24 protein-coding genes and 1 pseudogene are annotated in these 24,752 nt (G+C 63.0%); 18 read left to right on the plus strand and 7 right to left on the minus strand.

The genetic code is table 11. The annotated features are described in order from the left end of the window. The first annotated feature begins 9 nt into the window (after positions 1 to 9). The 4 genes from BUA26_RS16875 to BUA26_RS16890 all read left to right on the plus strand — a co-directional run bounded on the left by BUA26_RS16875 (position 10) and on the right by BUA26_RS16890 (position 3,599). Complete coding sequence (locus tag BUA26_RS16875; protein WP_072762060.1) at positions 10 to 1,122, plus strand: S-(hydroxymethyl)glutathione dehydrogenase/class III alcohol dehydrogenase; 1,113 nt, start codon at positions 10 to 12, stop codon at positions 1,120 to 1,122. 91 nt (positions 1,123 to 1,213) lie between these two features. Continuing rightward, positions 1,214 to 1,876: an NYN domain-containing protein gene (locus tag BUA26_RS16880; protein WP_072762061.1), complete on the plus strand. Its 663-nt coding sequence runs from the start codon at positions 1,214 to 1,216 to the stop codon at positions 1,874 to 1,876. A 69-nt stretch (positions 1,877 to 1,945) separates the two neighbouring features. Then, positions 1,946 to 2,902: a class I SAM-dependent methyltransferase gene (locus tag BUA26_RS16885; protein ID WP_255368402.1), complete on the plus strand. Its 957-nt coding sequence runs from the start codon at positions 1,946 to 1,948 to the stop codon at positions 2,900 to 2,902. Between the two features lie 160 nt (positions 2,903 to 3,062). Next, positions 3,063 to 3,599: an rRNA large subunit pseudouridine synthase E gene (locus BUA26_RS16890; protein WP_072762062.1), complete on the plus strand. Its 537-nt coding sequence runs from the start codon at positions 3,063 to 3,065 to the stop codon at positions 3,597 to 3,599. A 331-nt stretch (positions 3,600 to 3,930) separates the two neighbouring features. Here BUA26_RS16890 and BUA26_RS16895 read toward each other — a convergent pair whose 3' ends face one another. Continuing rightward, positions 3,931 to 4,755, minus strand: a complete 825-nt coding sequence (locus tag BUA26_RS16895) for a hypothetical protein (protein ID WP_072762063.1) — start codon at positions 4,753 to 4,755, stop codon at positions 3,931 to 3,933. A 404-nt stretch (positions 4,756 to 5,159) separates the two neighbouring features. Between BUA26_RS16895 and BUA26_RS16900 the strand changes: the two genes are divergently transcribed. Both BUA26_RS16900 and BUA26_RS20265 read left to right on the plus strand, forming a co-directional pair. Beyond that, a complete protein-coding gene (locus tag BUA26_RS16900) occupies positions 5,160 to 5,729 on the plus strand; it encodes a hypothetical protein (protein WP_072762064.1) in 570 nt (189 codons plus the stop codon). A 68-nt stretch (positions 5,730 to 5,797) separates the two neighbouring features. Beyond that, entirely contained in the window at positions 5,798 to 6,085 is a 288-nt protein-coding gene (locus BUA26_RS20265; protein ID WP_143154315.1) for a hypothetical protein, read from the plus strand. Positions 6,086 to 6,547: 462 nt separating this feature from the next. Here the strand turns inward: BUA26_RS20265 and BUA26_RS16910 are convergent, their stop codons facing one another. The 5 genes and pseudogenes from BUA26_RS16910 to BUA26_RS16925 all read right to left on the minus strand — a co-directional run bounded on the left by BUA26_RS16910 (position 6,548) and on the right by BUA26_RS16925 (position 11,457). Then, positions 6,548 to 7,777 carry a phospholipase D family protein gene (locus BUA26_RS16910; protein ID WP_072762066.1) on the minus strand — a complete coding sequence of 410 codons (1,230 nt, stop codon included), beginning with the start codon at positions 7,775 to 7,777 and terminating at the stop codon, positions 6,548 to 6,550. Between the two features lie 283 nt (positions 7,778 to 8,060). After that, positions 8,061 to 8,804, minus strand: a complete 744-nt coding sequence (locus BUA26_RS16915; RefSeq protein ID WP_072762067.1) for a hypothetical protein — start codon at positions 8,802 to 8,804, stop codon at positions 8,061 to 8,063. Positions 8,805 to 8,897: 93 nt separating this feature from the next. Next, the gene (locus tag BUA26_RS20835; protein WP_343124230.1) at positions 8,898 to 10,022 is read right to left on the minus strand and encodes an HNH endonuclease family protein; all 1,125 of its coding nucleotides are present in this window, start codon (positions 10,020 to 10,022) and stop codon (positions 8,898 to 8,900) included. A 12-nt stretch (positions 10,023 to 10,034) separates the two neighbouring features. Further along, a pseudogene (locus tag BUA26_RS20780) lies at positions 10,035 to 10,793 on the minus strand (DUF262 domain-containing protein); the annotation flags it as partial. A 412-nt stretch (positions 10,794 to 11,205) separates the two neighbouring features. After that, on the minus strand, positions 11,206 to 11,457 hold the full coding sequence (locus BUA26_RS16925) for an XAC0095 family protein (RefSeq protein ID WP_072762068.1): 252 nt from the start codon (positions 11,455 to 11,457) through the stop codon (positions 11,206 to 11,208). Positions 11,458 to 12,143: 686 nt separating this feature from the next. Here BUA26_RS16925 and BUA26_RS16930 point away from each other — a divergent pair. After that, positions 12,144 to 12,365 (plus strand): hypothetical protein, encoded by a 222-nt coding sequence (locus BUA26_RS16930; protein ID WP_072762069.1) that lies wholly within the window; start codon positions 12,144 to 12,146, stop codon positions 12,363 to 12,365. Positions 12,366 to 12,467: 102 nt separating this feature from the next. On the opposite strand, the gene BUA26_RS16935 is transcribed toward BUA26_RS16930, so the two are convergent. Next, a complete protein-coding gene (locus BUA26_RS16935) occupies positions 12,468 to 13,262 on the minus strand; it encodes a TatD family hydrolase (RefSeq protein ID WP_072762244.1) in 795 nt (264 codons plus the stop codon). A 341-nt stretch (positions 13,263 to 13,603) separates the two neighbouring features. On the opposite strand from BUA26_RS16935, the gene gspE reads away from it, so the two are divergent. The 11 genes from gspE to gspD all read left to right on the plus strand — a co-directional run bounded on the left by gspE (position 13,604) and on the right by gspD (position 24,739). Further along, positions 13,604 to 15,295 (plus strand): type II secretion system ATPase GspE, encoded by a 1,692-nt coding sequence (gspE, locus tag BUA26_RS16940; RefSeq protein WP_178368625.1) that lies wholly within the window; start codon positions 13,604 to 13,606, stop codon positions 15,293 to 15,295. A gap of 195 nt (positions 15,296 to 15,490) precedes the next feature. Then, entirely contained in the window at positions 15,491 to 16,708 is a 1,218-nt protein-coding gene (gene gspF / locus BUA26_RS16945) for a type II secretion system inner membrane protein GspF (protein ID WP_072762071.1), read from the plus strand. 31 nt (positions 16,709 to 16,739) lie between these two features. After that, on the plus strand, positions 16,740 to 17,165 hold the full coding sequence (gspG, locus tag BUA26_RS16950) for a type II secretion system major pseudopilin GspG (protein WP_072762072.1): 426 nt from the start codon (positions 16,740 to 16,742) through the stop codon (positions 17,163 to 17,165). A gap of 2 nt (positions 17,166 to 17,167) precedes the next feature. Further along, positions 17,168 to 17,626 carry a GspH/FimT family pseudopilin gene (locus tag BUA26_RS16955; RefSeq protein WP_072762073.1) on the plus strand — a complete coding sequence of 153 codons (459 nt, stop codon included), beginning with the start codon at positions 17,168 to 17,170 and terminating at the stop codon, positions 17,624 to 17,626. After that, complete coding sequence (locus BUA26_RS16960; protein ID WP_072762074.1) at positions 17,623 to 18,036, plus strand: type IV pilus modification PilV family protein; 414 nt, start codon at positions 17,623 to 17,625, stop codon at positions 18,034 to 18,036. The genes BUA26_RS16955 and BUA26_RS16960 overlap by 4 nt, the downstream gene beginning before the upstream one ends. Beyond that, the gene (locus tag BUA26_RS16965; RefSeq protein ID WP_072762075.1) at positions 18,033 to 18,692 is read left to right on the plus strand and encodes a prepilin-type N-terminal cleavage/methylation domain-containing protein; all 660 of its coding nucleotides are present in this window, start codon (positions 18,033 to 18,035) and stop codon (positions 18,690 to 18,692) included. The genes BUA26_RS16960 and BUA26_RS16965 overlap by 4 nt, the downstream gene beginning before the upstream one ends. After that, on the plus strand, positions 18,689 to 19,561 hold the full coding sequence (locus BUA26_RS16970; RefSeq protein WP_072762076.1) for a type II secretion system minor pseudopilin: 873 nt from the start codon (positions 18,689 to 18,691) through the stop codon (positions 19,559 to 19,561). Before BUA26_RS16965 ends, BUA26_RS16970 begins: the two co-directional genes overlap by 4 nt. Continuing rightward, positions 19,558 to 20,751 carry a PilN domain-containing protein gene (locus tag BUA26_RS16975; protein ID WP_072762077.1) on the plus strand — a complete coding sequence of 398 codons (1,194 nt, stop codon included), beginning with the start codon at positions 19,558 to 19,560 and terminating at the stop codon, positions 20,749 to 20,751. The genes BUA26_RS16970 and BUA26_RS16975 overlap by 4 nt, the downstream gene beginning before the upstream one ends. Then, positions 20,748 to 21,407 carry a type II secretion system protein GspM gene (gspM, locus tag BUA26_RS16980; RefSeq protein ID WP_072762078.1) on the plus strand — a complete coding sequence of 220 codons (660 nt, stop codon included), beginning with the start codon at positions 20,748 to 20,750 and terminating at the stop codon, positions 21,405 to 21,407. The genes BUA26_RS16975 and gspM overlap by 4 nt, the downstream gene beginning before the upstream one ends. Beyond that, complete coding sequence (locus BUA26_RS16985) at positions 21,404 to 22,123, plus strand: general secretion pathway protein GspN (protein WP_072762079.1); 720 nt, start codon at positions 21,404 to 21,406, stop codon at positions 22,121 to 22,123. Before gspM ends, BUA26_RS16985 begins: the two co-directional genes overlap by 4 nt. Before the next feature lie 3 nt (positions 22,124 to 22,126). Beyond that, positions 22,127 to 24,739, plus strand: coding sequence for a type II secretion system secretin GspD (gene gspD, locus BUA26_RS16990; RefSeq protein WP_072762080.1), 2,613 nt, complete (start codon positions 22,127 to 22,129; stop codon positions 24,737 to 24,739). Positions 24,740 to 24,752 lie beyond the last annotated feature (13 nt).

Raw genomic sequence — 24,752 nt, forward strand, 5'->3', positions numbered from 1 at the left:
AGTTGAGTCATGAAGTCACGCGCCGCCGTCGCCTGGGAAGCAGGCAAACCGTTGTCGATCGAGCAGGTCGACGTTGCCGGGCCCAAGGCCGGCGAGGTGCTGGTACGCATCGTCGCGACCGGCGTCTGCCACACCGACGCGTTCACCCTCTCCGGCGCCGACCCCGAGGGCATGTTCCCGGTGATCCTCGGTCATGAAGGCGGCGGCATCGTCGAAGAGGTCGGTGAAGGTGTCACCTCGCTCGAGGTCGGCGATCACGTGATTCCGCTGTACACGCCCGAATGCGGCGAGTGCAGATTCTGCCTGTCCGGCAAGACCAACCTGTGCCAGAAGATCCGCGTCACCCAGGGCAAGGGCTTGATGCCCGACGGCACGTCGCGCTTCTCGCTGAATGGCAAGCCGCTGCTGCATTACATGGGCACCAGCACGTTCAGCGAATACACCGTGCTGCCGGAAATCTCCGTGGCGAAGATCAACAAGGCAGCACCGCTGGAGAAGGTGTGCCTGCTCGGCTGCGGCATCACCACGGGCATCGGCGCGGTGCTCAACACGGCGAAGGTCGAGCCGGGTGCCACGGTGGCGGTGTTCGGCATGGGCGGCATCGGCTTGTCGGTGGTGCAGGGCGCGGTGATGGCGAAGGCCGGGCGCATCGTGGTGGTCGACACCAACCCGGCGAAGTTCGAGATGGCGAAACTGCTGGGCGCCACCGACTGCATCAATCCGAAGGACTACCCCGACACGCCGATCCAGCAGGTGATCGTCGAGCTCACCGATGGCGGCGTCGATTACTCGTTCGAGTGCATCGGCAACGTGCATGTGATGCGTGCGGCGCTGGAGTGCTGCCACAAAGGCTGGGGCGAGTCGGTCATCATCGGCGTCGCCGGCGCCGGTCAGGAGATCAGTACACGGCCGTTCCAGCTGGTGACCGGCCGCGTCTGGCGAGGCTCGGCGTTCGGCGGGGTCAAAGGCCGCTCGCAGCTGCCCGGTTACGTCGACCGCTACATGGCCGGCGAGATCAGGATCGACGAGATGATCACCGAGGTGCTGCCGCTGGAGCGCATCAACGACGCATTCGAGCTGATGCACGCGGGCAAGGTGATCCGCTCGGTGATCCACTACTGACAGGCCGTAGAATAGGCGCACGCGGCCAGCCTCATTCTGCTGGCCGCGTGCATCCTTGCTTGCCATGTCTGATTGTCCATAAGGTCGTCCTATGAACCGCACCGCCATCCTTGTCGACGGCGCTTTTTTTCTTGCCCGCTACCGCAAGGTATACGGCGAGCGCGATGCAGGCGACGCGCGCGCCGTGGCGAAAACCGTATTCAGCATGGCATTGGAGCATCTGAAGGCGGTCGACCGTCCGCGCGAATCGCTGTACCGGATCTTCTTCTACGACTGCCCGCCGCTGGAAAAGAGTCTCGTCAAACCGGTCAGCGGTGACAGCATCGACTTCGGGCGCACCGGTGCAGCGGCGTTCCGGCGCGAGCTGCACGATCAGCTGCGCCGCCAGCGCAAAATGGCCTTGCGGCTGGGTAGGCTGTCCGAGCGCGGCGAATGGCAATTGAAGCGCAATGCCTACCAGCAATTGCGCGACGGCAGCCTGCATTGGGATGATCTCGGCGACGAGCATTTCGAACCGGACATGCGGCAGACCCAGGTCGACATGAAGATCGGCATCGACATCGCCGCACTGACCTACAAGAAGCTGGTCGACCAGATCATCCTGATCGCCGGCGATGCGGATTTCATTCCGGCGGCGAAGCTGGCGCGCTACGAAGGCATCGACTTCATCCTCGATCCGATGTGGCAGGGCATCGCGCCGGATCTGCATGAACATATCGACGGTTTGCAGTCGGTATGCCCACGACCGTTCTGAATACCCGGTCTACACATGGTTTTCGTGATATTGCGGGCCGATAATGGCTAATACGCCAAGGAGCAATCGATGAAGCGCGAGATGGAAGCGAAGGGGACGAAGATGGCAAAGATGAAACCGGTGCGCGTGGGCGCAGCGCTGTGGCTGGCAGTCTGCCTGGGCCTGCCGATGATGGCCGGCGCCCAAGTGGTGCCGGCGGCCTCGGTCGAGCCCGATCAGCCTGCCGACCAGTTGGTACCACCGACCAGTGCCGGCGATTTCACTTCGGCGCAGCTGGACAGCGCGCTGGCCGGCAGCTGGCGCTCGCCTGCGAACCGTGCCCGCGACGCGTATCGCCATCCGAAGGCGACCTTGCAGTTCTTCGGCATCCGACCGGATCAGACGGTGGTGGAAATCACGCCCGGTGGCGGCTGGTACAGCGAGATCCTGGCGCCGCTGCTGCACGACAACGGGCACTACATCGCCGCCGTGCAGGCGCCCGCAGGCGACGGTGAAGCGCGTCGCGATGGCGATGCCCTGCACCGGAAGTTTGCAGCCGATACGGCGCATTACGGCAAGGCGAAGTTCGTCGAATTCGATCCGAAGGCGCCGGTGTTCGGCGCGCCCGGTTCGGCCGACCTGGTGCTCACCTTCCGCAACGTGCACAACTGGGTCATGGCCGATACCGCGCCGGCGATGTTCAAGGCGTTCTTCGCGGTGTTGCGGCCCGGCGGCGTGCTCGGCGTTGTCGATCATCGTGCCAGCGATGAGGCTTCGCTGGATACGGTGAAGCAGAGCGGCTACCTGCCGACCCGTTACGTCGTGAAACTGGCCACCGCAGCGGGCTTCGTGCTGGAGGAGAGCAGCGAGATCAATGCCAACCCGAAGGACACCAAGGATTATCCGAAGGGTGTGTGGACGCTGCCACCCACACTCTCGCTGGGCGAGCAGGACAAGGCGAAGTACCTGGCAATCGGCGAATCCGACCGGATGACTCTCCGTTTCATCAAGCCGTTGCCGCCGCCGCCCGCCGCATCGGCTCACTGAAGGGGTCGCGAAAAACTGGCCCTCGTCATCCCAGCGAAAGCTGGGACCCGGTGACTCTATTCGTTGAAACCCAGGGGCGCTGGATCCCAGCTTTCGCTGGGATGACGGTCCAGAGCAAGGGTTTTTGAGGTTTCCTGATAGACACGCGAGCCGGATCGCCATGCTGATCGCATTGAACAAGCCGTACGGCGTACTGTGTCAGTTCACCGATCCGGAAGGGCGCCGCACGCTGGCCGAATTCGTCAGGCAAAAAGACGTCTATGCGGCTGGGCGTCTGGATCATGACAGCGAAGGCCTGTTGCTGCTGACCGACGATGGCCGGTTGGCGCATCAGCTGACCGACCCCCGCCACAAGCAGGCCAAAACCTATCTCGCGCAGGTCGACGGCGAGATCGACGAAGCGGCCGTGCAGGCCTTGCGTCGCGGGGTGCAGTTGAACGATGGCCCGACCTTGCCGGCGGAGGCGGTACGAATTGCCGAGCCCGACTGGTTGTGGCCGCGCGATCCGCCGGTGCGTTTCCGCAAGAGCATCCCCACCAGCTGGCTCAGCCTCACCTTGCGCGAAGGCCGCAATCGCCAGGTGCGGCGCATGACCGCGGCCGTGGGCTTCCCGACCTTGCGGCTGATACGCGTGCGGGTCGGCGACTACGCGCTGGACGGGCTCGCTCCCGGCGAAGTCCGGCACCTGTCCGGCTGAGGCGAGCGGCGTTCCGCCGGCGAATGCGCACACCAACGAAGTCGGTCAATGGCAACCATTGATCGATAGGTGGTGCGAGCGTGGGCCTATGGCCGGAACCGGCCAACAACGGCCGATCGGCTGCAGCAAATGGCCGCCGCAAAGCGGTCACTCGGGAAGTATCGAGCGTCGCAGCGCAATGCGAAGGGCTCTTGGGAATCCCGGGGCGATTCAGTATCGCGTGACTGACATGGATTGGAACCTTCCGTGGCGATGGACACACCAAGCCAGGGTTCACGCAGGCATCGTCGCGCTCGCCGATGGCATAACTTTATGGCATCGGTTTGCATGGTTATCCGACGCGGCGGAATACCTCTATCCATGTACGCGCCGTCTTATGCGTCTTCACTAACTGCTTATCATTTGAGAAGACGCCATCAAAGAAAGTCCCATAGGCGGCAATGAAAGCATCCACCTGATGATTTACCAACTTAGCGGTGCACGTTTTCGATTGAGCGCCTTGCGCCCCAAGATCCATCGCCAGAAGCACGTGGCAGAGACACGCTCTGAATATGAGAGTGTTTGCGACTTCCTGCCTCTTGGGCCAGCGGCCCACGTTAGGGTGCCCTCGCAGAACTCCGGTCACCTGGGTTACCAACTGATCAAACATGTGAGCCACCCCCTCGATGGACGGCACGTCACCCTTGCGGATGCTCGCGAGGTCTTCGCGTGAGAAGCCACGGGCAAATTCATCAATGCGTTCTCCCAGCCCGGAAGCCTCTTCCGCAAGGCCATCCATATGCTCCGCCGGAGATCTACTATCGGACACGATGTGCCGGATCGCGCCCGCGTCGCCAGCCCGCGCCTGCTCAAGAAGTCGAGGGTATTCAGTAAACTCACGTGTTTGCTTCTCGGCGATCATCCGGCGCTGAAGCCCAGCCTCGCGGCCGTGCAAGCCTGAACATACCTTTGTCGGTTTAAGGACTAGGACCTGCCGCGGAAATTCGCAGAGAACCTCCATGCTTCGGCACACTCCGTCCACCGCCCCCCTCTTATAGGCCTCCAGAAACAGAAAGTCCGGCAGGACAGCAAAGTGGGTGACCTTCTTTGCCAGATACTCCTGTAGTTTGGACGGCTTCCCGGGAAGCGGCACCAAAAAGTTGGAATCAATCACCATCCGCACGCTATTGCTCCTCACGTTGTTGCTCCTGATATCCGCTATGGATCGACCTCCGTCGGTCGAGCATCCCAGGTGTCGTCGAGTCAGCAAGGGCTGCGAGCGGCCAGGAGCTGTCGGTCGCGGCTCCCGCAAGTTGCCGAATAGCAGTCGTTGGAAGCCTGCCTAGCCGGTGCTTGCGGCAGCGCGAGGAGGCGTGATTCCAGCGTCAGCCGCGTCAGGCTATACCAATTACGGTAAGCCGGACGCAGCCCCGCCAAGTTCCTTCTACATCATGAGGTTGTGTTAACGTTCGCGGAGGCCAACACGGGATGTATAACCGGACCCACGCGTCCGTATATTCAATAGTAAGCCCATCAAATGGAAGCCATGGCGTGAAGTGTTATCAGTGCTCATCCCAAGCCATGTACCAATTCGGCGAGGAAAATATCCCGCTGTGTCTTGATTGCTTCTCCAAGGCTTCGCACATTCAGCAGCAAGAGCTGGAGAATCACGAGCGGATGATGGACTATCTGAGCGATGAAATATCTTCTCAATTTGGCGTGCCGGCTATTGGGCCTCGCTTCCCGCCACGACCAAAGCCCGTGCATATCGGAGACGTCAAGTTGCACAACATCTCAGTCAACAACAGCGTTGTTGGGACGATCAACACCGGGTCAATTGGCAGCGTCGATCAGTCTATTTCTGCGCTCGTACAAATAGGCGAGCCCAATTTGGCGGAGGCAATAAAGGCCTTGTCCGAAGCTATCCTGCAAAGTGGCGATCTAACACGAAATCAAAAAAACGAACTGGTTGAGACCATAAGCGTTGTCGCAAAGGAAGCAGCAACTCCACCGGAGTCCCGGCGCAATACTGTTGCTTTGTCTCTTCTTGAAAAAGCAAGCAAGATTACAGGCATTGCCAACGACATTACTGACGTTTGTCAAAAGTGGTGGCCGGTTCTGGCCGCCGCGTTTGCATTGGCGCGCGGCTAACAACACGTTCAAGGCGGACGGCTTCGCCGCCGCTTAACTCCAGCGTTTGCCTTCAAAAGGCGCTCACCATGAAGCGAAAATTTCCCAACAAATCAAAAGCCGAGGCAAAGGACCGCGTGCTGAAGGCTCTAAACAATTCGACGTACAAGTATCGCACCCTCAACGGTCTCGCACGAGACACACACCTAGATCCAGAGTTCGTCAAGACAGTTTTGGATTCGAGTACAGCAGTTAGGAAATCCTTCGTAAAGTCAAAATCTGGAAAGCAGCTGTACGCCTCAAAGGAAAAGGTATCCGCCACTGAAGATCTCTGGGTTGCTTTCCAAGCCCTAAATTCTGCCAAGTTTGGAAACTGACATGGGACTCATAGAGGGGTTCACCTTGGGTACGCTAGGTGGAATTGTCACGGAACTCTATGGCCTATATCAGCTCCGCAAACACGCCAAGGCTAAACGCCCTGATTGGCTCTGTTCTACTTTCTACTGGGTTACAACAGGGCTTATGGTCGTTGTTGGAGGGGGCGTGGTGGTTCTCTATGTTATTTCCGGCGCCGTCCTCAACCCATGGCTGGCGATCCACTTGGGAGTGGCCACCCCTGCATTGATCGGGACTCTTTCCAAGAGCGCCCCAAATGTGGATCCAGCCGGCTAACAACTCGTTCAAGGCGGATGGCTTCGCCGCTGCTTAACTCCAACGTTAGGTTTTATCGTGCAGCATCGCGAAGAAACACTCCCAAAATTAAACACGCTGCCATTCACGGTGTTTGATACACCGCTCTCAAGCGGCCGGCGCGTCCTGACCGGTGCGCGTTATGAGCATTATTCCTCATAGAAAATGGCATCGAGCATTGCGGCCCTGCCATCCCAGACGGCCCCTTCAATTTTGTTCTTGGGGCGTTCGGAGTTCCACCACGGCGTATCCATGATGCGCCCGATGATCTCATCCCAATAGCGCTCGTAGTTCATGCCTGACTGCTTAATACTAAAGTCGTCGCAGAGCGCTTTTTGGTTCTTGCCGTCCAGGCAAATGAACTGATCCGGGCGCTTGAGCGCAATGAGGCGACTGGCGATGGCTACACCGTGCTTGCCGTTGGGGAACGCCTTGATGAATTCCGCGATGTAGCTTTCGTACTGTGAACGCGTCACGGTTCCGCGTCGTGGAATGTGATCCAGTGCGCGCGAAATGTGCTCGTTGTTGTTGTTGACGGCCTGATGGTAATACCCCGCGCCCTGCATGCTGCCAAACCACCCCCAGCGGTCTTCCTCGTCGTTGGGGAGCCCTGCGATTGTTTTGCGCATGGCCAGATCCATCTCGGCGAATGAATCATTCTCGGCAAACGCCTTACGGACGATGGCGAGAATGTCGCAGCGATTCTCAAAACCGTGATAAGGATCGGCCTTGACAGCCTTGAAGTAATCGCGCCATGCCATGGACATGACAGGCGATTCCGTCGGCGATCGAGAAGCCCTATTAGACCCATACTGGCCATTGAGACGATCGAGCATGGCCCGCTTCTGTTCCCATATCTGCCGATATGCCTTAGCTTCGGATTTCTTGATGGTCTTGGCATCGCCCCAGTATTCCTCGATGAGGCGGCCCATTTTGTGTTCGAGGTTATTGGGCTCCCCAATGGCGCCACCGACTAGAAGCATGGTCTCGGAATTTTTGCCCAGTGCCCCATTGGTGAGATTCGCGCTTCCGATTAGGGCTTCCCAGAAGTCCCTGTTCCGGAACAGGAAGATCTTGGGATGAAAAACGCCGCTGGGCTGAAGGACGAAGCGTACCTCCTTGAGGCCATGGAACGCGTCAAGCACGTCCGGGTGCGTCTGATAAAAGTGCGTGCCAATGACTGCCCTAGATATTCTGCCGTAGTGTGTTTGCAGAAGCTCGAAAACCGAGTTGCCAGAGGTGGCCCAAGCGACCGCGAACTGGATTTCGGTATAGTCCTCGATCAGCCGCGACAGTGTGTTTACCAACTTCTTATTGCTGGAAATCAGTTCCAACGGGATTTCTCCAAGAGCGGTGATGACAAGGTCGACGTAGAACAACTCGGCCTTCCCGAAAGCTGCCGTTCGCGATCGGATCAAATGGGTCGAACATTGCCCATTCGCAACATAGGTGCACACTGGCAGCGCTCTGCCACATCGGCAGGATGTCTGCCATGAACACGATCGACACATCCATCCAACGCCGCGGCCCCTGGAACGAGGGCAATCGTCACCATCGCAACACGTTAAATCTACTTGTCACGCGCATTGGTTAACGGTCTTGTTGTCGGCCGCGATTTGCGCCTGTTCTTGCTCGTTGGCAACGCCCCGCGCCCAATGGACGCTATCGCGCCGCCCCGGTCGGTTCCGGCATACCAGGCAAGATCTCGCGGAGCAACTTTCCGAATGCGGATGTAACGCGAAACTCCGCTCCGCCGTTACGCACTCCGTGAAGGTGTGCCGCTTGGCTAAGTGCCAAAATGCTGAAGAGCATCATGGCATTGATGAGCGCGCCTTGGGCCAATGCCCACGGGTTATGAGCAAGTACGTCGGTGAGGTAACGGCGAATGACCATCCTCCCGCCGTGCACTGCGCCGTGGAGGTCGTCCTTTTCAAGCCTGATGGCATCTGCGAAACCTTGCGCCACTGCGACACCATCCTTTCCGGTTTGTCTGATGACTTCTTCCGCCACGGTTTGCGTCAGCATATCGAACGAAATCGTGCGCGCCTTGGCATTTGGAATGTTTGGAGGCTTCCGCTTCGGCATCTCGTCATTCTCGAAAAACGCCAATACCTCTGCGTCTGTTGAAAGCACCGACGATCCAAAAAACACTGCGCGCATGTAACGTTCCAACTGCGGACGGAACATAGCCTCAGCGGCACTGCCGTACTGAACGGGGTCGGTGGTGAGGAGTCGTGTCGCAGCGGCGGCCACATCTATCGATGACTGCAACAGAGGAAGCGCCACGAGCAGACGCTGATCGCTGTTTTCCCACGCATAGAGCGCGAGCTGCTCTGTCAACTGCTCGATCACTTTATTGGCCGAACTGGCCCGCTGTTTCGTTTGCTCAATCTCGACGTCCCACATGGTTACGCCCTCGAATATCCCTCTAGCATGGCGAGTGATGCTGAGGGTACGGTTTGCGCCACTGTTCCGCCCGCGCGTTAGGGGCGTAGACGGTCATTGAGGTCCCGGATACAGATCCAAGGCGAGGCTCGCCAACTCTGCCCCACGGGCCAGGATCCCATCGACATCCCACTGGTCCAAAGCGATCAGCGCGGTGTTCAAACTGAGATTACTGTGCGCTATAAGCAGGCGCTTCTTGTCCGGGAACGCCTTGTTCTGAGCCTCGCGGTTCACGCTCAGATTCAGAAGTGTGAGGTTGCCCAGGGTACTGAGAGCCACATCCCGTCTGAGGATATCCTCCTGTCTCCCGGTGAGATCCAGTCCACTGAGTTTGGCGTTCGCTGCATGCTCCCTCTCATCTTTTGTCGCGTGCGTCCCGTCGGTCAACGGCCAGTGCGCGTACCAACTGCGGGGCATGATGTGTTCGATGTCCAGATTGCTCAGGTTGGGCAAGACCAGCTCCTCGGTCTTTTTCCCGCGCCGCCACGCGGCCTCCAGCTCGGTGAGCAGTTGGCGAGCTTTGGGCGCGTCTAGGTTGCCGCTGTACAAGGCATAGGAGGTCAACGCGCGCAGGGATTCGGCATCGTCCGGCCACCGCGTCGTGTCGCTCTTGGAACCGGAAAGGTGCTTGCGTACTGCCGTCTCGGAGATTTCCTCCCGATTCAACTGACGCATCACCGACATGAAAATGCTGGCGTACGCCTTATTGGTCAGGCCGCAGACCGCCCGCCGGACCAAGAAGGAGACCAGCAAATTGAACATCGCGGTCTTCTCTGCGTCCGTTCGGTCGGAGGTGGAGATCAGCAACGCCAGCGGATGGAGAGTACTGGCTTCATAGGGGATGATGCGCCGCCCGAACTGGGCAATGGGGAGCGGCCCCTCTCCGGATGTGAGGGCCTGGTAGTGCGCGGCGTATTTGGTCAGGGTATCCAGTTGCTGCGCCGCTGTAAGCGGGGGCTTGCCGCTGGGGGCGGCGTAGGCTTTGTACTGGTTGTAGAGACGAGCCAAGTCCACTTCAGCGCGTCCTTCCGCCTGCAGCATGGTGTAGAGCAACCACTCGAGCCGGGGACGCTTGATGCGTCCGCGCGTTTCGATGTTGGTCCAAGGGGCCTGCTCAAAGGGCGTCCACTTGGTTTCGTAGAGATCAGCCGACTCAGTGTTCTCCCGTGCCGCGCGCATGAAAATGAAGTTACGCACCAGGTCGGTAGCGTTCAACGCAGCGCCCCGTCCGTTCAGGGTTTCGAAGATGGTTTGGGCATCGTCGGCCTCTTCCAGGAAGATCATGACCAGCCGGAGGTCTTCTAGTACCGCCAGGGCCAACGCCTCGGCCCGCTGGCTAGGATCGCCTTCCTCGGTGATCCATTCCTGGAAATGCGCGGCGAAGAACCAGATAGCCTCCAACGCTGGCGGATGCTGCCCATATGCGCGCAGATGGCCCTGCTGAGTGAAGCTGCCAGGAAAGGCCACGCGCAGATCGTTGAAGGTGGTGCAATCGAAGGCGAGTTTGAAGTTGGCCTGGTCGCGGAAGGTCGGCCAGAGTTTGTAGGCCTCCACCTCAGGGCGATTCATGGTGTCCGCCGACCCGTTCCGCATGCAGTCCTCGAAGGTGGCCACCAGCCCTGACACGTGTGCCTCGTTGAAGGCCACCACCAACCCGCGCAGGACAAACTGCAGTGTGGTCAGGCGTTGCTGGCCGTCGATAATGTGAAAAGTGTCCACACCGCGCAACCCCGATCAGGGTTGCTGCTCCACCACGGTGGCACCCAGGAAGTGCGGGGCGATCTGTTTTGGATCTAGGGCTAGCCGGTCCTCCGCCTTGGCCTTGATGTCCTCCCACAAAGCCTCCCACTGGTCAGTCCGGGACCATGCGTAGGCGCGCTGGTAGTGCGGAACTGCAAAGAGGCGGCGCCCTTGATAGACATGACGAATGTCCCACGTTTCTGACTTCATTCCCTCGCCCCTGTATGTTCCGTTGATCGCCGGATTCTACGGGGTCGATGTGGCCAGCGTCCCATCCCGATCCCAGAGACTTTCATACGCCACGGTACGTAATGACATGCTGCTGCGTGCCTCATCGGCTGATGTGCATGCCCTGGTTTCGGATCGCCGATGTCAAGGCTCGTCGATTAGCGGCCTGCCCTAAAGCGGACCGTCACGACCGGCAGGTTGGGGTCGCGAACTGCCGGTCAGTGGTTGGCCAGTCGGTCGATTGCGGCGTTCGGCGGACTGATCATGACAGATCGATTCGGGGGGACGAGGACGTATGGCATTTACCGGGGCTGTCGCTGGAGGCGGAAGGGCAAGACGCCCGGCGATGCGGTCGCTGGGCGTCTTGTTCTTGTCGTGTGCAGGCTTGGGCGGGTCAGTCGTCGGGCTTGGCCGTGGCGGTGGGTTCCAGTGCCCGGGTGAGGCGGTCGGCGAGTTGCCGGAAGCAGTCGGCGAGCATGTTGCGGGGGAGTTCGAGGATGGCATCGTCCTCCTGATGGGTGATGGGGGCGATGCAGTGGGCGTGCAGCAGTAGCTGGTCGCGGATCTGCAGCAGCTCGTAGCAGGCGTCTTCGGACAGACAGCAGTTGTCGTCCTGGCAGAGCGGGGCGTGGTGTTTACTTTCCATGGTGGTGCTCCTGGCGTGGCCGCGCGCGCCTTGCGCGTGCGCGCGGCGGTGCGTGATCGGGCGCGGGGTGGCTTACGCGGCGGTGCGGTCGGCGGGTGTGTGCACGGCTGCTGTTGGGCTATGGCCGGGCTTGGCCGTTGCGCGGCCGATCAGGAGCGGGAGGGGAATGGGGGTGGCGGCATGGGGATAGGTACATGCCGTATGCTTTGTCGTAGCCATGATCAACTCTCGCTTAGTTGGTTGTGGTCAGCGGGTCGTGTGGGTTCCAGCCCATGCGGCCCGCGCTTTTTTGCTTTGCCGTGGATCACCGAACAGGTCGGTAATTTGGGCAAGTAGATCATTACGCAAATGGCGTTGTCGGTCTGTCAGGTCGGGCCGAAAATATGTAGGGAATGGACCGCATTATTTGGCGTGGGATGGCATGTACGGCGATGGTTTAAAAAAAGCGAGCTGATGATTATCAAGACCATCGGCTTTTGATAAATGGCGAATCGGTTCGGCTCGTGCAGGTAAATAAGGAAATGGAAAAGGAGCGAATCGTTGCACGATGGTGCCAACCAGCTATTCGGCAAATCACAGAGCGCTAGCATGGAATTCAAGGATCATTTCTCCAGCCACGCCGCGCTGTATCGCGCCGCCTCTACGCCGATACGCTGGGGCCGGACTGGCCGCCCGAGCGCGCGCTGGTGGACGCCGGCTACCGCGACCTGCCGTTCCCGTTCGCGCCGGTGGGAGCGCCCAGTTTCATGATGCGCGCGGACTGGAACCTCGCGCAGTTTCTCGCCTACCTGCGCTCGTGGTCGGCCACCCAGCGGCATGCGAAGCGCACCGGCATCGATGCGGTTGAGGCGGCCACGCCGTCATTCCCGCGAAAGCGGGAGTCCACAGGTTTTGAGATCACTGGATGATCAGACAGTCGTCTGTTGAAAACCTCGTTTTCGCGGGAATGACGAGCAAAAATACTCGGCTGGAGAGCGTGAGCGTTCCAGCCGTTTAAAGACGAATGGATATCAGAGCCTTGGCAGCCCGAAGAACGCCTCGGCTGCCGCCGTGCTGTTCGCTGCAGTGACTTCCACCGGTTCGCCGCGGTCGCGGGCGATCTCTTCGCAGATGTGCTTCAGGTACATCGGCTCGTTGCGCCGATGCGCGGGCGGCGGTCGCACCGTGCGCGGCAGCAGGTAGGGCGCGTCGGTCTCGATCATCAGCCGGTTGGCCGGAATCTCGCGCACCAGTTCGCGCAGATGGGTGCCGCGGCGCTCGTCGCAGATCCAGCCGGTGATGCCGATGTGGCAATCCAGCGCCAGGTACTCGCGCAACGCTTCGCCGGTGTCGGTGAAGCAGTGCACCACCGCGGCCGGCACTTTGTCGCGATAGCGCTTGAGCAGCGCCACGAAATCTCCATGCGCGTCGCGCTGGTGCAGGAACAGCGGCATCTGCAGGTCGACGGCGATCTGCAGCTGGCGTTCGAACACCTGCAGTTGCACGTCGCGCGGCGAATAGTTGCGGTTGTAGTCCAGGCCGGTTTCGCCCACGGCGCGCACCGCAGCATGGTGCACCAGTTCGCGCAGTGCGGCGTCGGTGGCATCGTCGTAATCGACAGCGTGGTGCGGATGCACGCCGGCCGTGGCGAAAAGCAGGCCAGGGTGCGCTTCGGCCAGCGCCGCGGCGTGACGGCTGCCATCGCGCGAGGCACCGGTCACCATCATGCGCGTCACGCCATGCTCGCCGGCCCGCTGCAACACCGCGTCGAGGTCGTGGTGAAACGATTCATGAGTGAGATTGGCGCCGATATCGAGGAGCTGCATGGGTTTTTCCGTGTCGGGAAACGTCATTCTCGCAGACAGCATCCCGCTGGGGCCCATCGCCGGCGTATGACCTTGCGACCGCGCTGCCAGTTTTTGAACAGGGGGAAATATTCCTAGATGGCGTATTGTCTTTATCGCTGGTCAACCCGGCACAATGTCGGGCTATCCCGAGCATGAACGGCATAGGGCCGAACTCCGGGGAGATTCGCGTGTGCCCGGGTGGATGTGATAACTATGGATTTCACCGTCTCGCGGTCGATCGCGCAGCGGTGTTGGCACGTACCTAGCGGGGTGGATGGATGTCGGCAGCGATTGAGCCGGTAACTGGCGGGGCAGACCGGATGCTGGACGGCCGCGAAGCGGAAGTCTGCGCATGGCTGGTTGCGCGTGGTCGCCTGAAAGACAGCGATCTGGGTCGTGCGCGCCGTTTGCATGAGGAATCGGCCGAGGGCACGCTGACGACCTTGATGGCGCGGCTCGGGCTGGTGTCCGAGCGCGATCTGGCCGAGGCGTGGGCGGAATTGCTGCAGGTGCCGCTGCTGTCCGCGCGCGATGCGCCGGAACTGCCGCCGGCCGAGCTCGAACTGTCGCTGCGTTTTCTCAAGCAGCAGCATGTGGTGCCGGTACATGACGACGAGCACGGGTTGGCCTTGATCGTGGCCGATCCTGCCGATCCGTATCCGCTGCAGGCTGTCGAACTCGCCGCCGGCCGACCGGTGGCGTTGCGGGTCGGGCTGCGCTCGGAAATCGACGGCTTGATCGAACGTTATTACGGCAGCGGCCGCTCGGCGATGGGCACCATCGTGGAGAACCTCGACGGCAGCGCCGCGGAAGAGGACGACGTCGAGCATCTGCGCGACCTGGCCTCCGAGGCGCCGGTGATCCGGCTGGTCAACCTGATTCTTCAACGCGCGGTCGAGCAGCGCGCCTCCGACGTGCATATCGAACCGTTCGAAAACCGCCTGAAAGTGCGCTATCGCATCGACGGCGTGCTGCACGAAGTGGAAGCGCCGCCATCGTCGTCCACGGCAGCGGTGATCTCGCGCGTGAAGATCATGGCGCGGCTCAACATCGCCGAGCGCCGCCTGCCGCAGGACGGCCGCATCCAACTGCGCGTGCAGGGCAAGGAACTCGACCTGCGCGTGTCGACCGTACCGACCAGCTTCGGCGAATCGGTGGTGATGCGCATCCTGGACCGCGAATCGGTGGTGTTCGACTTCGCGTCGCTGGGCTTCACCGACAGTTTCCAGCAGCGTTTCGTCGATGTGCTGGAGCGGCCGCACGGGATCCTGCTGGTGACCGGCCCCACAGGTTCCGGCAAGACCACCACGTTGTATACCGCGCTGTCGAAGATCAATACCAACGACGTGAAGATCATCACCGTCGAGGATCCGGTCGAATACCAGCTCGAAGGCATCAACCAGATCCAGGTGAAGCCGCAGATCGGGCTGGATTTCTCCGGCGCGCTGCGCTCGATCATGCGCCAGGATCCGGACGTGATCATGATCGGCGAGATGCGCGACCTGGAAACCTGCCGCATCGCGATCCAGTCCGCGCTCACCGGCCACCTGGTGCTGTCCACGCTGCACACCAACAGCGCGGCCGGCGGCATCACGCGCCTGCTCGACATGGGCGTGGAGGATTACCTGCTCGGCTCCACCATCAACGGCATCCTGGCGCAGCGGCTGGTGCGCCGGCTCGATCCGGAGACCGCGACGTCTTATGAGGCATTGCCGGAAGTGATCGAACAGTTCGAGCTGGAGAAATACACCGACGAGCGTCCGATCCGGCTGTGGAAGCCGGGCAGCAGCGCGGCCAACCCCACCGGCTACCGCGGCCGCCGCGCCATCATGGAGTTTCTGACCATGAGCGATCCGCTGCGCCGGCTGGTGATGCAGCGTGCCAATGAAGGCGAGATCGAAAGGCAGGCGCGCGCCGAAGGCATGCGCACGATGTACGAGGACGGCATCGCCAAGGCCGTGGCCGGCATCACCACACTGGAGGAGGTGCTGCGTGTCACTCAGGAGGGCTAATGCTCTTTCTCCCTCTCCCCACCGGGGAGAGGGCTGGGGTGAGGGGTCACTCTTGCGGCAAGGCTATTTCGAAGCGCGGCTTGAGCTTGCTTCATGGCAAGCCCCCACCCCTCTCCCCGACGGGGAGAGGGGGCGAACGTGCCGTGCGGGTTCGCATGTGTTTGAGTTTGTCGAGGCTCGGAGGCATCGAGTCCCATGAGTCAGTTTCGATATCGTGCGGTCAACGATGCCGGCGAGATGCTGCAAGGCCAGATGGAGGCTGCCAGCGTCGAGGAAGTGATCGGCCGCCTGCAGGATCAGGGCCACACGCCGCTGGAAGCGCGGCCGGCCGATGGCGCGGCCGGCGGCAGCGGTCTTGCGGGGCTGTTCAAGCGCGGTCCGTTCACCGGCGATCAGCTGGCCCAGTTCACCCATCAGCTGGCGACTCTGCTTGGTGCCGGCCAGCCGCTGGATCGCGCACTCAGCATCCTGCTCGACCTGCCCGAGGGGGAGAACGCGAAGAAGCTGATCGAGCGCGTGCGCGACCGCGTGCGGGGCGGCAACACTTTGTCTTCGGCGTTGGACGAGGAACACGGCGTGTTTCCCAAGCTGTACGTCAGCCTGGTGCGCGCCGGCGAGGCAGGCGGTTCGCTGGAGGAGACGCTGCGCCGGCTCGCCGATTATCTGGAACGCGCGCAGGCGATGCGCGGCAGCATCGTCAACGCGCTGATCTATCCCGCCTTCCTGATGGTCGGCGTGCTGGGTTCGCTGGTGCTGCTGCTGGCCTACGTGGTGCCGCAGTTCGTGCCGATCTTCGAAGACATGCAGGTGCCGATCCCATGGATCACCCAGGCCGTGCTGGTGGTGGGCAATACGCTGCAGTCCTGGTGGTGGCTGATCCTGCTGCTGCTCGGTGGCGGACTGTTCGTGTGGCGCGGGCGTCTGCGCGATCCGGCTGCGCGGCTGGCCTGGCATACCCGCTTGCTGAGCATGCGGCTGGTCGGCCCGTTGCTGTTGAAAGTGGAGACCGCGCGGATCGCGCGCACGCTGGGTACCTTGCTGAAGAACGGCGTGCCGCTGCTGAGCGCGCTGACCATCGCCCGTCAGGTCACTGGCAATCTTGCGCTGGATACGGCCTTGAGCGCGGCGCACGAACAGGTCAAGGGCGGCTCCGGCCTCAGCCTCGCGCTGGGGCAGTCGAAACTGTTTCCGCGGCTGGCGATGCAGATGGTGCAGGTCGGCGAGGAGGCCGGTCAGCTCGACACCATGCTGCTGAAAGTGGCCGACACGTTTGAACTTGAGTCCAAACGCGCGATCGATCGTTTACTCGCTGCGCTGGTGCCGGCGCTCACCATCGTGATGACGGTGATGGTGGCGATCATCATGGCGGCGATCCTGCTGCCGCTGCTCAGCCTGACCAGCAATATCCAATAGACATCCCATCCGCAGATTTGAGGTGATTCCCATGCAGTACAGGCAACCGCGACGTATCGGCTTGAATGCCGGTTTCACCCTGCTGGAAATGCTGGCGGTGATCGTGCTGATCGGCATCATCGGTGCGGTGGTGGTGACGCAGGTCGGCAAGAACGTCGACAAGGGCAAGTACGGCGCCGGCAAGGCGCAGCTGACGACGCTGAGCCAGAAGATCGAGAACTACGCGCTGGACAACGGCTCGCCGCCGCAACAGCTGCAGGATCTGCTGGTGAAGCCGGCCAACGCAACGAACTGGCAAGGGCCTTATGCGAAGGAGTCCGAGCTGAAGGATCCGTGGGGACATGCATTCGGCTATCAGTATCCGGGCCAGAACGGCCGCTTCGACCTGGTCTTCTACGGCCAGGACGGCAAGCCCGGCGGCGACGGCTACAGCAAGGACGTGGGTAACTGGCAGTAAGCATGCGACCCTCGCGCGCCATCGGCTTCACCTTGCTGGAAATGCTGGCGGTGATCCTGCTGGTCGGCATTGCCGCGGCGGCGGTGTCGATCTCGGTGACGCAGGGTTTGGCCAGTGCACGCGTGCGCGCGGCCGGCAGCGAGCTGGCCGGCGCGTTGCGGGCCGTCCGTGCCCAGGCGATCGTGCGCGGGCAGGACCAGCACTTCGACGTGGACACTCAGGCAAACAGCTATCGCAACGTGAAGCAGCAGGAAGTGCTCCTGCCGAAAGGCATGCGCGTGAGCATCACCAGCGCGAAGGAAGACCGGCCGAACGATCATACCGGGCGCATCCGCTTCTTTCCCGACGGGAGTTCCACCGGCGGGCGCATCACCTTGCAGAGCGGCAAGCGCGAGTGGCATGTCAACGTGTCGTGGCTGACCGGCGAAGTGCGTGTGGTCGACGCGGTAGCGCAGCGATGAAACATCAAGGCGGCTTCAGCCTGCTCGAAGTCATCGCGGCGATCATGCTGCTGGCGATCGCGTTCACCGCATTGATGAAGGTGGCCGGCGCGTCGATCAACCTGACCCAGAACGCGGCCGAACACAGCCAGGCGGCGATGCGGGCGCGCAGCCTGCTCGACAGCGTGTTCGTGGGCGAGCCGATCAGATTGGGCAGCAGCTCGGGCCGGTTCGACCAGCAGTACCGCTGGCAGCTCGACGTGACGCCATGGAACGAGGCCGGCAATGCTGCACCGGGGACGCCGCTGCGGCTCTATCAGCTTGACCTGGACGTGCTGTGGGGGCCGCTGGCGCATCCGCGTTCGGCGCATTTCCGCACCTTGCGGCTGGGCGGTCCGGACGTTGCCAACAATGCGCAGGCGTCTCCGTGAAGCGCGCGGCCGGCTTCACCTTGCTGGAAGTGCTGGCCGCGCTGGTGCTGCTGGCGCTGTTGCTGGTCGGCGTGTATTCGGGCATTCGCACCGCCACCCACAGCGTGCGTTCGGGCACGGCCGCGATCGAACGGCTTGATCAGATCCGCTCGGCCCAGCAGTTCCTGCGCCGCGAGCTGGCGCAGAGCCTGGCTCAGCCGATCGGCCACACCGATCAGGGCGAGCCGATCTTTTTCGTGGGTACCGCGCACGAGATGCGCTATGTCGCGCCGCTGCCCGGTTACCTCGGCAAGCTCGGGCCGCAATTGCAGCGACTGCAGCTGGTCGACGACGGCCACGAGGGGCTGCGGCTGGAGCTGAGCCTGGTCTTGCTGCCGCCTGACGGCAAGCCGCCGCAGCCGTTGGGCGAACCCCAGGTGCTGCTCGATCACATCCGCGACGGCGGCTTCAATTATCGCGGTATCGATGCCCGGGGCGCCGCCGTGCCGTGGGCACCGACATGGGCCGATGGCCGGCTGCTGCCGCAGCTGGTGAGCATCACGCTGCGGTCGCGAGACGGTGCCGACTGGCCGCAGCTGGACGTGCCGTTGCGGGTCAACCCGGTACAGACCGGTTTGTTGCAGCGGATGGGCTTGCGCGGCGGGAGCCTGCGATGAGACGTCGGCCACTGCCGCCGCATGGCGATCAGCGCGGGGTTGCGCTGCTGCTGGTGCTGTGGGCATGCACGTTGCTGGCGATCCTGCTCGGCGGCTATGCCGCGCTGGCGCGCACCGAAGGTCTGCAGGCGCGCTACCTGTTTGCGCAGACCCAGGCGCATTACGCCGCGGAAGCCGGCCTGATGCGTGCCGTCTACGGCTTGCAGGATCCGGTGGTGAAGCAGCGCTGGATCGGTGACGGCAGGGTTTATTCGTTCCCCTACGACAACGCCAAGATCACGCTGTCGGCGATCGACGAGAGCGGCAAGGTCGATCTCAACACCGCCACGCCCGAGGTGCTGCAGGCGCTGTTCCGTGCCACCGGTATGAAGCCGGCCGAGGCGCAGGTGTTGGCTGACCGTGTGGTGGATTGGCACAGCCCGGCCGGTCCCGCCGGCGAGGCCGACACCGACCGGGCGGCGTATGTGGCGGCCGGGCGCGATTACGGCCCGCGCCATGGGCCGTTCGTCAGCATCGAGGAATTGCAGATGGTGCTCGGCATCACGCCGGCGCTGTATCGGCAGCTGGCGCCGGTGGTCACGATCTGGTCGGGTACCGCGAGCCCCAATCCGAATACCGCACCGCCGCTGGCGCTGGCCGCGATTCCGGGCATGACGCCGGAACAACTGGCGGCGATCCAGGCCGCGCGCGCCAGGCAGGCGACGGACCCGAGTCTGGTTCTGGGCAATGGAACAACGCATAGTATCCAGTCTGAGGCTACGCTGGCCGACGGCACGCATGCCGTTCTGCGTGCCACGATTCGCTTGACGGGGCAGGGGGGCGCACAGCCGTACACGGTGCTGCGCTGGCAGGAGGGAGAGAAGGAATGAGTACGGCAACGCAGTCGCTGCGGCCGCTGATGGATCGCCTGCGCCGCGCCTGGCGTGCTTCGCCGATGCCGGGATTTTTCCGCTGGTGGGGCGGCGAGCTGCTTCGCTTGTTGCCGCTGCGCTGGCGCGGCTGGTTCGGCAGTGGCGCGGACTGGTATCTGCTGCAGCACTCCGATACACAATGGACGTTGCGCCGCAGCGGCTACGCCGAACTGCTGGCGAATTGGGACGACAGCGTCGACAACCCGGCCGGCGATGCGCGCATCGCGCCGGTGGCACTGGACGCGGCGTTGCACCACGTCGATCGCGAAGATAGGCGACTGGCGCTGCTGTTGCCGGCCGCCGTCGTGTTGCGCCGGGAACTGGCGTTGCCGCTGGCTGCCCGCGACAACCTGCTGCAAGTCATCGCGTTCGAGATGGATCGGCAGACGCCGTTCAACGTGGCGCAGGTGTATTATTCCGCGCGCGAGCTGACCACGTCCGCGGCAGCGGGCCGGTTCAATGCGGAACTGGTTGCGGTCACCCGCGGCACGCTGGATCCGTTGCTGGCGCGCCTGCGCGCGCAAGGTATCTCGATCGACGCGGTGGACGTGGCAGTAGCGAACGATCGCCTCGGCGTCAACCTGTTGCCGCCGGAACAGATACCGCATCGCGTGCGCCCGCGGCGCCGCCTGAATCTGGCGTTGGCCGCTGCCTGCGTGCTGTTGCTGGTATCGGTGCTCGGCGCATGGCTGCACAACCGGCAGACTGCACTCAGCCAGATGCAGACCGAGGTCGACGGCATGCGCGGTGAGGCGCAGCAAGTGGTCGCGCTGCGCCAGCAGCTGCAGGACAACGCCGGCGCGGCCGGTTTCCTGGCCCAGCGCAAGAAGAACACCGTCAGCATGCTCAGCCTGCTGCAGGAAGCCACCACGCGGCTGCCCGACAGCGCATGGCTGGAGCGCTTCAGCGTCGACAACACCGGTCAGATCGGTTTTCAGGGGCAGAGTCAGCAGGCGGCGAAACTGCTCGACACGCTGAAGGATTCCACGTTGATCACCGACGCCAGTTTCCAAGGCAGCATCCAGCCCGATCCGACCACCGGCAAGGAACGTTTCTACCTGACCGCGCGCGTGCACCAGCCCACGACCGGCAAGCCGAAGTCGCCGGCCCCGGCGACGGGCCCGGCAAATGGCGGGAGCGCGCCATGAAGATGACCGCGCTCAATCCGCGCGACAGCCGCATCGCGGCGATCGCATTGCTGCTGCTGGCGCTGCTGCTGGCTTATTTCGTGTTGCTGCATTGGTGGTTCGTGGCGCCGCTGCAGCAGATCCGCAGCGACATGGCCGACCTGCGCGACACACACAGTCGCTATGCCGCAGCGATCGCCGAGAAGCCGGCGTTGCAGCAGCGCATCGCCGCGCTCGGTGCAGGCCAGGCTGCCAGCAGCGCGTTTCTGGCCGCGGACGACCCGAACACCGCCGCGGCTGATCTGATGCAGCGCGTGGTCGACGTGGTGGCCGGCAACACGCAAAGCGGCAGCTGCGTGGTAAGCCAGAAGATGCCGCTGCCGAATCCGCCGGTCAGTGCCGGCGAGCCGTACCGCAAGGCCGCGGTGAGCATCAGCCTGAGCTGCGACATCGAACCGTTGGCGGCGGTGCTGCAAGCGCTGGAGCAGGGCACGCCGTATCTGTTTGTCGACGATCTCGGCATCTACCGCAACCCGGTGGCGGCGCAGCAGAACCACGCGGCGCCGCTGGAGGTGCAGTTCACCTTGTCCGGCTATGTGCGGCCGGCCCGCGGTGCGGCGTCGCCCGCGCCGTCCGGCACCAACGCGACGTCCGCCACCGCGGGAGGCGCGCTATGAACGCCGCGAACCAGCGTCAGCTGACGCCTATCCTGGTTGCGCTGGTAGTGCTGCTGAGTGCCGTGCTGCTGGCGTTGCTGAGCGGTGTCGGCCGCGAAGCGAAGTGGGATGCGCCGCGCTCGCTGGCCGCGCTGCCGCCAACCGGCAATCCTGCCGATCTGCCGCAGCCGTTGCCGCTGCAGAGGTTTGCGCTGGTCTGGCAAAAGCCCTTGTTCAGTCCCGACCGCAAACCGGTGGCCCGCGCGGCCGACGGCGGCAGCAATCTAGGCGATCTCGAACTGACCGGCATCATTCTCACGCCCGGCTTGCGCATGGTCTTGTTGCACGACAAGAACGGCGACAAGCAGGTGCGCCTGCACGAAGGCGAGGCGCTGCCCGACGGCAGCGTGAAGCTGGTGGAGGTGCGCCCGCGTTCGGCGCTGTTCGATTCGTCGGCGGGCCGCACCGAACTGAAGTTGCCGGCCGGCGCTCCGATCGACAACAAGCCCCCTGCGACGGCGAACACCGCTCCGGGTACCGGCACGATCATGCAGATCGAACCGGGCGCTGCCCGCCCGGGCGAGCCGGGCCCCCAGCCCGGCGGCAGCAATATGAGCGTGCCGCAGCAACGGCCCGCACCGAACCCTGCGGTGGAATCGGCCGCCCAGCGGCTGCGCCAGAATATTCAGAAACGTCGGGCCGCTCGCGCCGCCGCGGCCAATGAAGGAGTACGTTGATCCATGTTCCGCATGCTCACCCAGCAAGTCCTGCGCACCGCCACACTTGCCGTCGTCGTGGGCATGGCCGGTTGCGCCAGCCTGCCGCCTGCACCTGACAACGGCGCGCTGCAGCGCGAAGCGATGGCCGGCACTCGCAACCCCGTGCCCGCACCGCTGCCGTTGAACAACGACATCAACAACGAAAGCGCGGCCACCGTGAAAACCGAGGTCAGCCACGGCAGCGGCCAGTTCATCCGGCCCGGTGCTCTGACCACGCCGCGTCCGGCGGCCAGCGGCAATGGCGCGGTGACGTTCAACTTCGAGAACCAGCCGGTGCAGGCGGTAGTCAAGGCGATCCTCGGCGACCTGCTCAAGCAGAACTACACGATCGTGCCGGGCGTACAGGGCAACATCTCGTTCTCCACGTCCGAGCCGGTCGATTCGAGCCAGGCGTTGCCGATCCTGGAAACTCTGCTGTCGTGGACGCACAACGCGCTGGTGCGGCGCAATGGCGGCTACGTGGTGGTGCCGGAGAAGGAGGCCGTCCCCGGCAACCTGGTGCCCAGCCTCGGCGCGGCGTCGCCGCAGGGCGGCATGCAGGCGCGGCTGTTTTCGCTGCACTACATTTCGGCCACCGAGATGCAGAAGTTGATCAAGCCGTTCGCGCGAACGGATTCGATCCTGCTGGTGGATCCGGCGCGCAATCTGCTGGTGATGTCGGGCACGCCGGAGGAGCTGGCCAACTACCAGAGCATGGTGCGCACCTTCGACGTCGACTGGCTGCGCGGCATGTCGGTGGGCGTGTTCAACCTGCAATACGCCAACGTGGGCGAGCTGATGCCGAAGCTGGACGGGATGTTCGGTGCGCACGGCGATACCCCGTTGGCCGGCATGCTGCGCTTCATCCCGATCGAACGCACCAATGCGCTGGTGGTGATCAGCACCCAGCCCGAATACCTGCAGGAAGTCGGCGACTGGATCACCCGCATCGATCGTGGCGGTGGCAACGAGCCACAGTTGTTCGTCTACGACGTGCGCAACATCAAGGCGTCGGACCTGGCGAAGTATCTGGCACAGATCTATACCAATGGCGCCGGCAACGGCGGCGGCGACAACGGCGGCCAGGTCGGTCCGGGCCTGAGCGGCGGCACGCTGGGCAGTGCCAACAATGCCAGCGCGACCAGCATGGGCAGCACCGCGGGCAGCTTCGGCAGCTCGGCTGGCGGGACCAGTGGCGGCCTGGGCAGCGGCGGGCTGGGTGGCGGCCTCAACGGAAAATCCGGCGGCTCCGAAACCGGTGAAAACGCTGGTGCGGCAGGTGGCCTGGGCGGAACGTCGTCCGGTTTCGGCAACACCGGCACGGGCGGCGGCAACAATGCCGGCGCGTCGAGCGACCAGCAGTACAGCTCCAGCGACGGCAGCGTGAAGATCAGTTCGGTCGACAGCAACAACCAGCTGCTGGTGCGCGCACGGCCGTCGCAGTGGGAGGAGATCAAGGCGGCGATCCACAAGCTCGACAACGTGCCGATGCAGGTGCAGATCGAGACGCGCATCCTCGAGGTCAGCCTCACCGGCGAATTCCAGTTCGGCGTGCAGTGGTATCTGGAAGGGCTGACCGGCAGCACCACCGACAGCAACGGCAACATCGTGCCCGGCGAACCGTACCGGCACCGGCAGATCGCGCTGGGCCAGGGCGGCAATGTCTTCAAGGGCCAGCCGTTCTTCTACTCCTTCCTCAACAGCCAGCTGCAGGTCGCCGTGAATGCGATGGAGACCAGCGGCAACACCAAGACGCTGTCGGCGCCGTCGATGGTGGTGATGAACAACCAGTTGGCGAGCATCACGGTCGGCGACCAGATTCCGATCAACCAGACCAGCGTCAACACCGGTATCGGCACGGCCACCAGTTACAGCCAGGTGACCTACCTCAACACCGGTGTGATCCTCAATGTGCAGCCGCGTATCAATCCCGGCGGCCTGGTCTACATGAACATCAGCCAGGAGGTCAGCCAGCGCGACACGTCGGTAGCGCTGGTCAACGGCAATCCGGCCATCTCGCAACGCAAGCTGGCCACCCAGGTGGCGGTGCAGAGCGGGCAGACCGTGCTGCTCGGTGGCCTGATCCAGCAGGCCGAAGGCAACACCGACACCGGCATTCCGGGAATCAATCGGGTGCCCATCTTTGGCCGTCTGTTCGGCAACACCAACCGCAGCCGCAACCGCACCGAGCTGATCGTGCTGATCACGCCGCGAGTGATTCGCGGTGGCGAGGATGCGCGCCAGGTCACCGACGACTACCAGAGCAAGTTCGAGTCGCTGGCGCCACTGCGTGCATCCGCCGATCGTGCCGGCACGGCGCCGGCAGTCGTCGCACCGTTGCCAGCCACGGCACCGGCGCCGGGCTGGCCGGAGCAGTTGCAGCAGCATGCCGAGACCGCGCTGCAGCACTCCGACTACACCACCGCGCAGGATCTGGCGATGCAGTCATGGAAGCAGGGCTCGCGCCACGGTGCCCTGTGCGAGCGCAACTGGCAGGTCATCATCGAAGCGCGCCAGCACAGCAACCGTCTGGGCAGCGTCGACGCCGCGCGCAAGCAGCAAGCAACGTGTCTGCAACAGGCGCCATCGCCATGATCGTGGCGCGGGG

It is taken from the genome of Rhodanobacter sp. OK091, from assembly GCF_900142825.1.
GTDB lineage: Bacteria > Pseudomonadota > Gammaproteobacteria > Xanthomonadales > Rhodanobacteraceae > Rhodanobacter.

Coding starts and splice junctions, on each gene's coding strand:
- BUA26_RS16895 (WP_072762063.1), bottom strand. CDS start 4,755: ATGGTGATTGATTCCAACTTTTTGGTGCCGCTTCCCGGGAAGCCGTCC.
- gspG (WP_072762072.1), top strand. CDS start 16,740: ATGCAGTACAGGCAACCGCGACGTATCGGCTTGAATGCCGGTTTCACC.
- BUA26_RS16915 (WP_072762067.1), bottom strand. CDS start 8,804: ATGTGGGACGTCGAGATTGAGCAAACGAAACAGCGGGCCAGTTCGGCC.
- BUA26_RS20265 (WP_143154315.1), top strand. CDS start 5,798: ATGAAGCGAAAATTTCCCAACAAATCAAAAGCCGAGGCAAAGGACCGC.
- BUA26_RS16970 (WP_072762076.1), top strand. CDS start 18,689: ATGAGACGTCGGCCACTGCCGCCGCATGGCGATCAGCGCGGGGTTGCG.
- BUA26_RS16890 (WP_072762062.1), top strand. CDS start 3,063: ATGCTGATCGCATTGAACAAGCCGTACGGCGTACTGTGTCAGTTCACC.
- BUA26_RS16975 (WP_072762077.1), top strand. CDS start 19,558: ATGAGTACGGCAACGCAGTCGCTGCGGCCGCTGATGGATCGCCTGCGC.
- BUA26_RS16885 (WP_255368402.1), top strand. CDS start 1,946: ATGAAGCGCGAGATGGAAGCGAAGGGGACGAAGATGGCAAAGATGAAA.
- BUA26_RS16935 (WP_072762244.1), bottom strand. CDS start 13,262: ATGCAGCTCCTCGATATCGGCGCCAATCTCACTCATGAATCGTTTCAC.
- gspE (WP_178368625.1), top strand. CDS start 13,604: ATGCTGGACGGCCGCGAAGCGGAAGTCTGCGCATGGCTGGTTGCGCGT.
- BUA26_RS16900 (WP_072762064.1), top strand. CDS start 5,160: ATGTACCAATTCGGCGAGGAAAATATCCCGCTGTGTCTTGATTGCTTC.
- gspM (WP_072762078.1), top strand. CDS start 20,748: ATGAAGATGACCGCGCTCAATCCGCGCGACAGCCGCATCGCGGCGATC.
- gspD (WP_072762080.1), top strand. CDS start 22,127: ATGTTCCGCATGCTCACCCAGCAAGTCCTGCGCACCGCCACACTTGCC.
- BUA26_RS16955 (WP_072762073.1), top strand. CDS start 17,168: ATGCGACCCTCGCGCGCCATCGGCTTCACCTTGCTGGAAATGCTGGCG.
- BUA26_RS20835 (WP_343124230.1), bottom strand. CDS start 10,022: ATGCGCGCGGCACGGGAGAACACTGAGTCGGCTGATCTCTACGAAACC.
- BUA26_RS16880 (WP_072762061.1), top strand. CDS start 1,214: ATGAACCGCACCGCCATCCTTGTCGACGGCGCTTTTTTTCTTGCCCGC.
- gspF (WP_072762071.1), top strand. CDS start 15,491: ATGAGTCAGTTTCGATATCGTGCGGTCAACGATGCCGGCGAGATGCTG.
- BUA26_RS16925 (WP_072762068.1), bottom strand. CDS start 11,457: ATGGAAAGTAAACACCACGCCCCGCTCTGCCAGGACGACAACTGCTGT.
- BUA26_RS16985 (WP_072762079.1), top strand. CDS start 21,404: ATGAACGCCGCGAACCAGCGTCAGCTGACGCCTATCCTGGTTGCGCTG.
- BUA26_RS16875 (WP_072762060.1), top strand. CDS start 10: ATGAAGTCACGCGCCGCCGTCGCCTGGGAAGCAGGCAAACCGTTGTCG.
- BUA26_RS16960 (WP_072762074.1), top strand. CDS start 17,623: ATGAAACATCAAGGCGGCTTCAGCCTGCTCGAAGTCATCGCGGCGATC.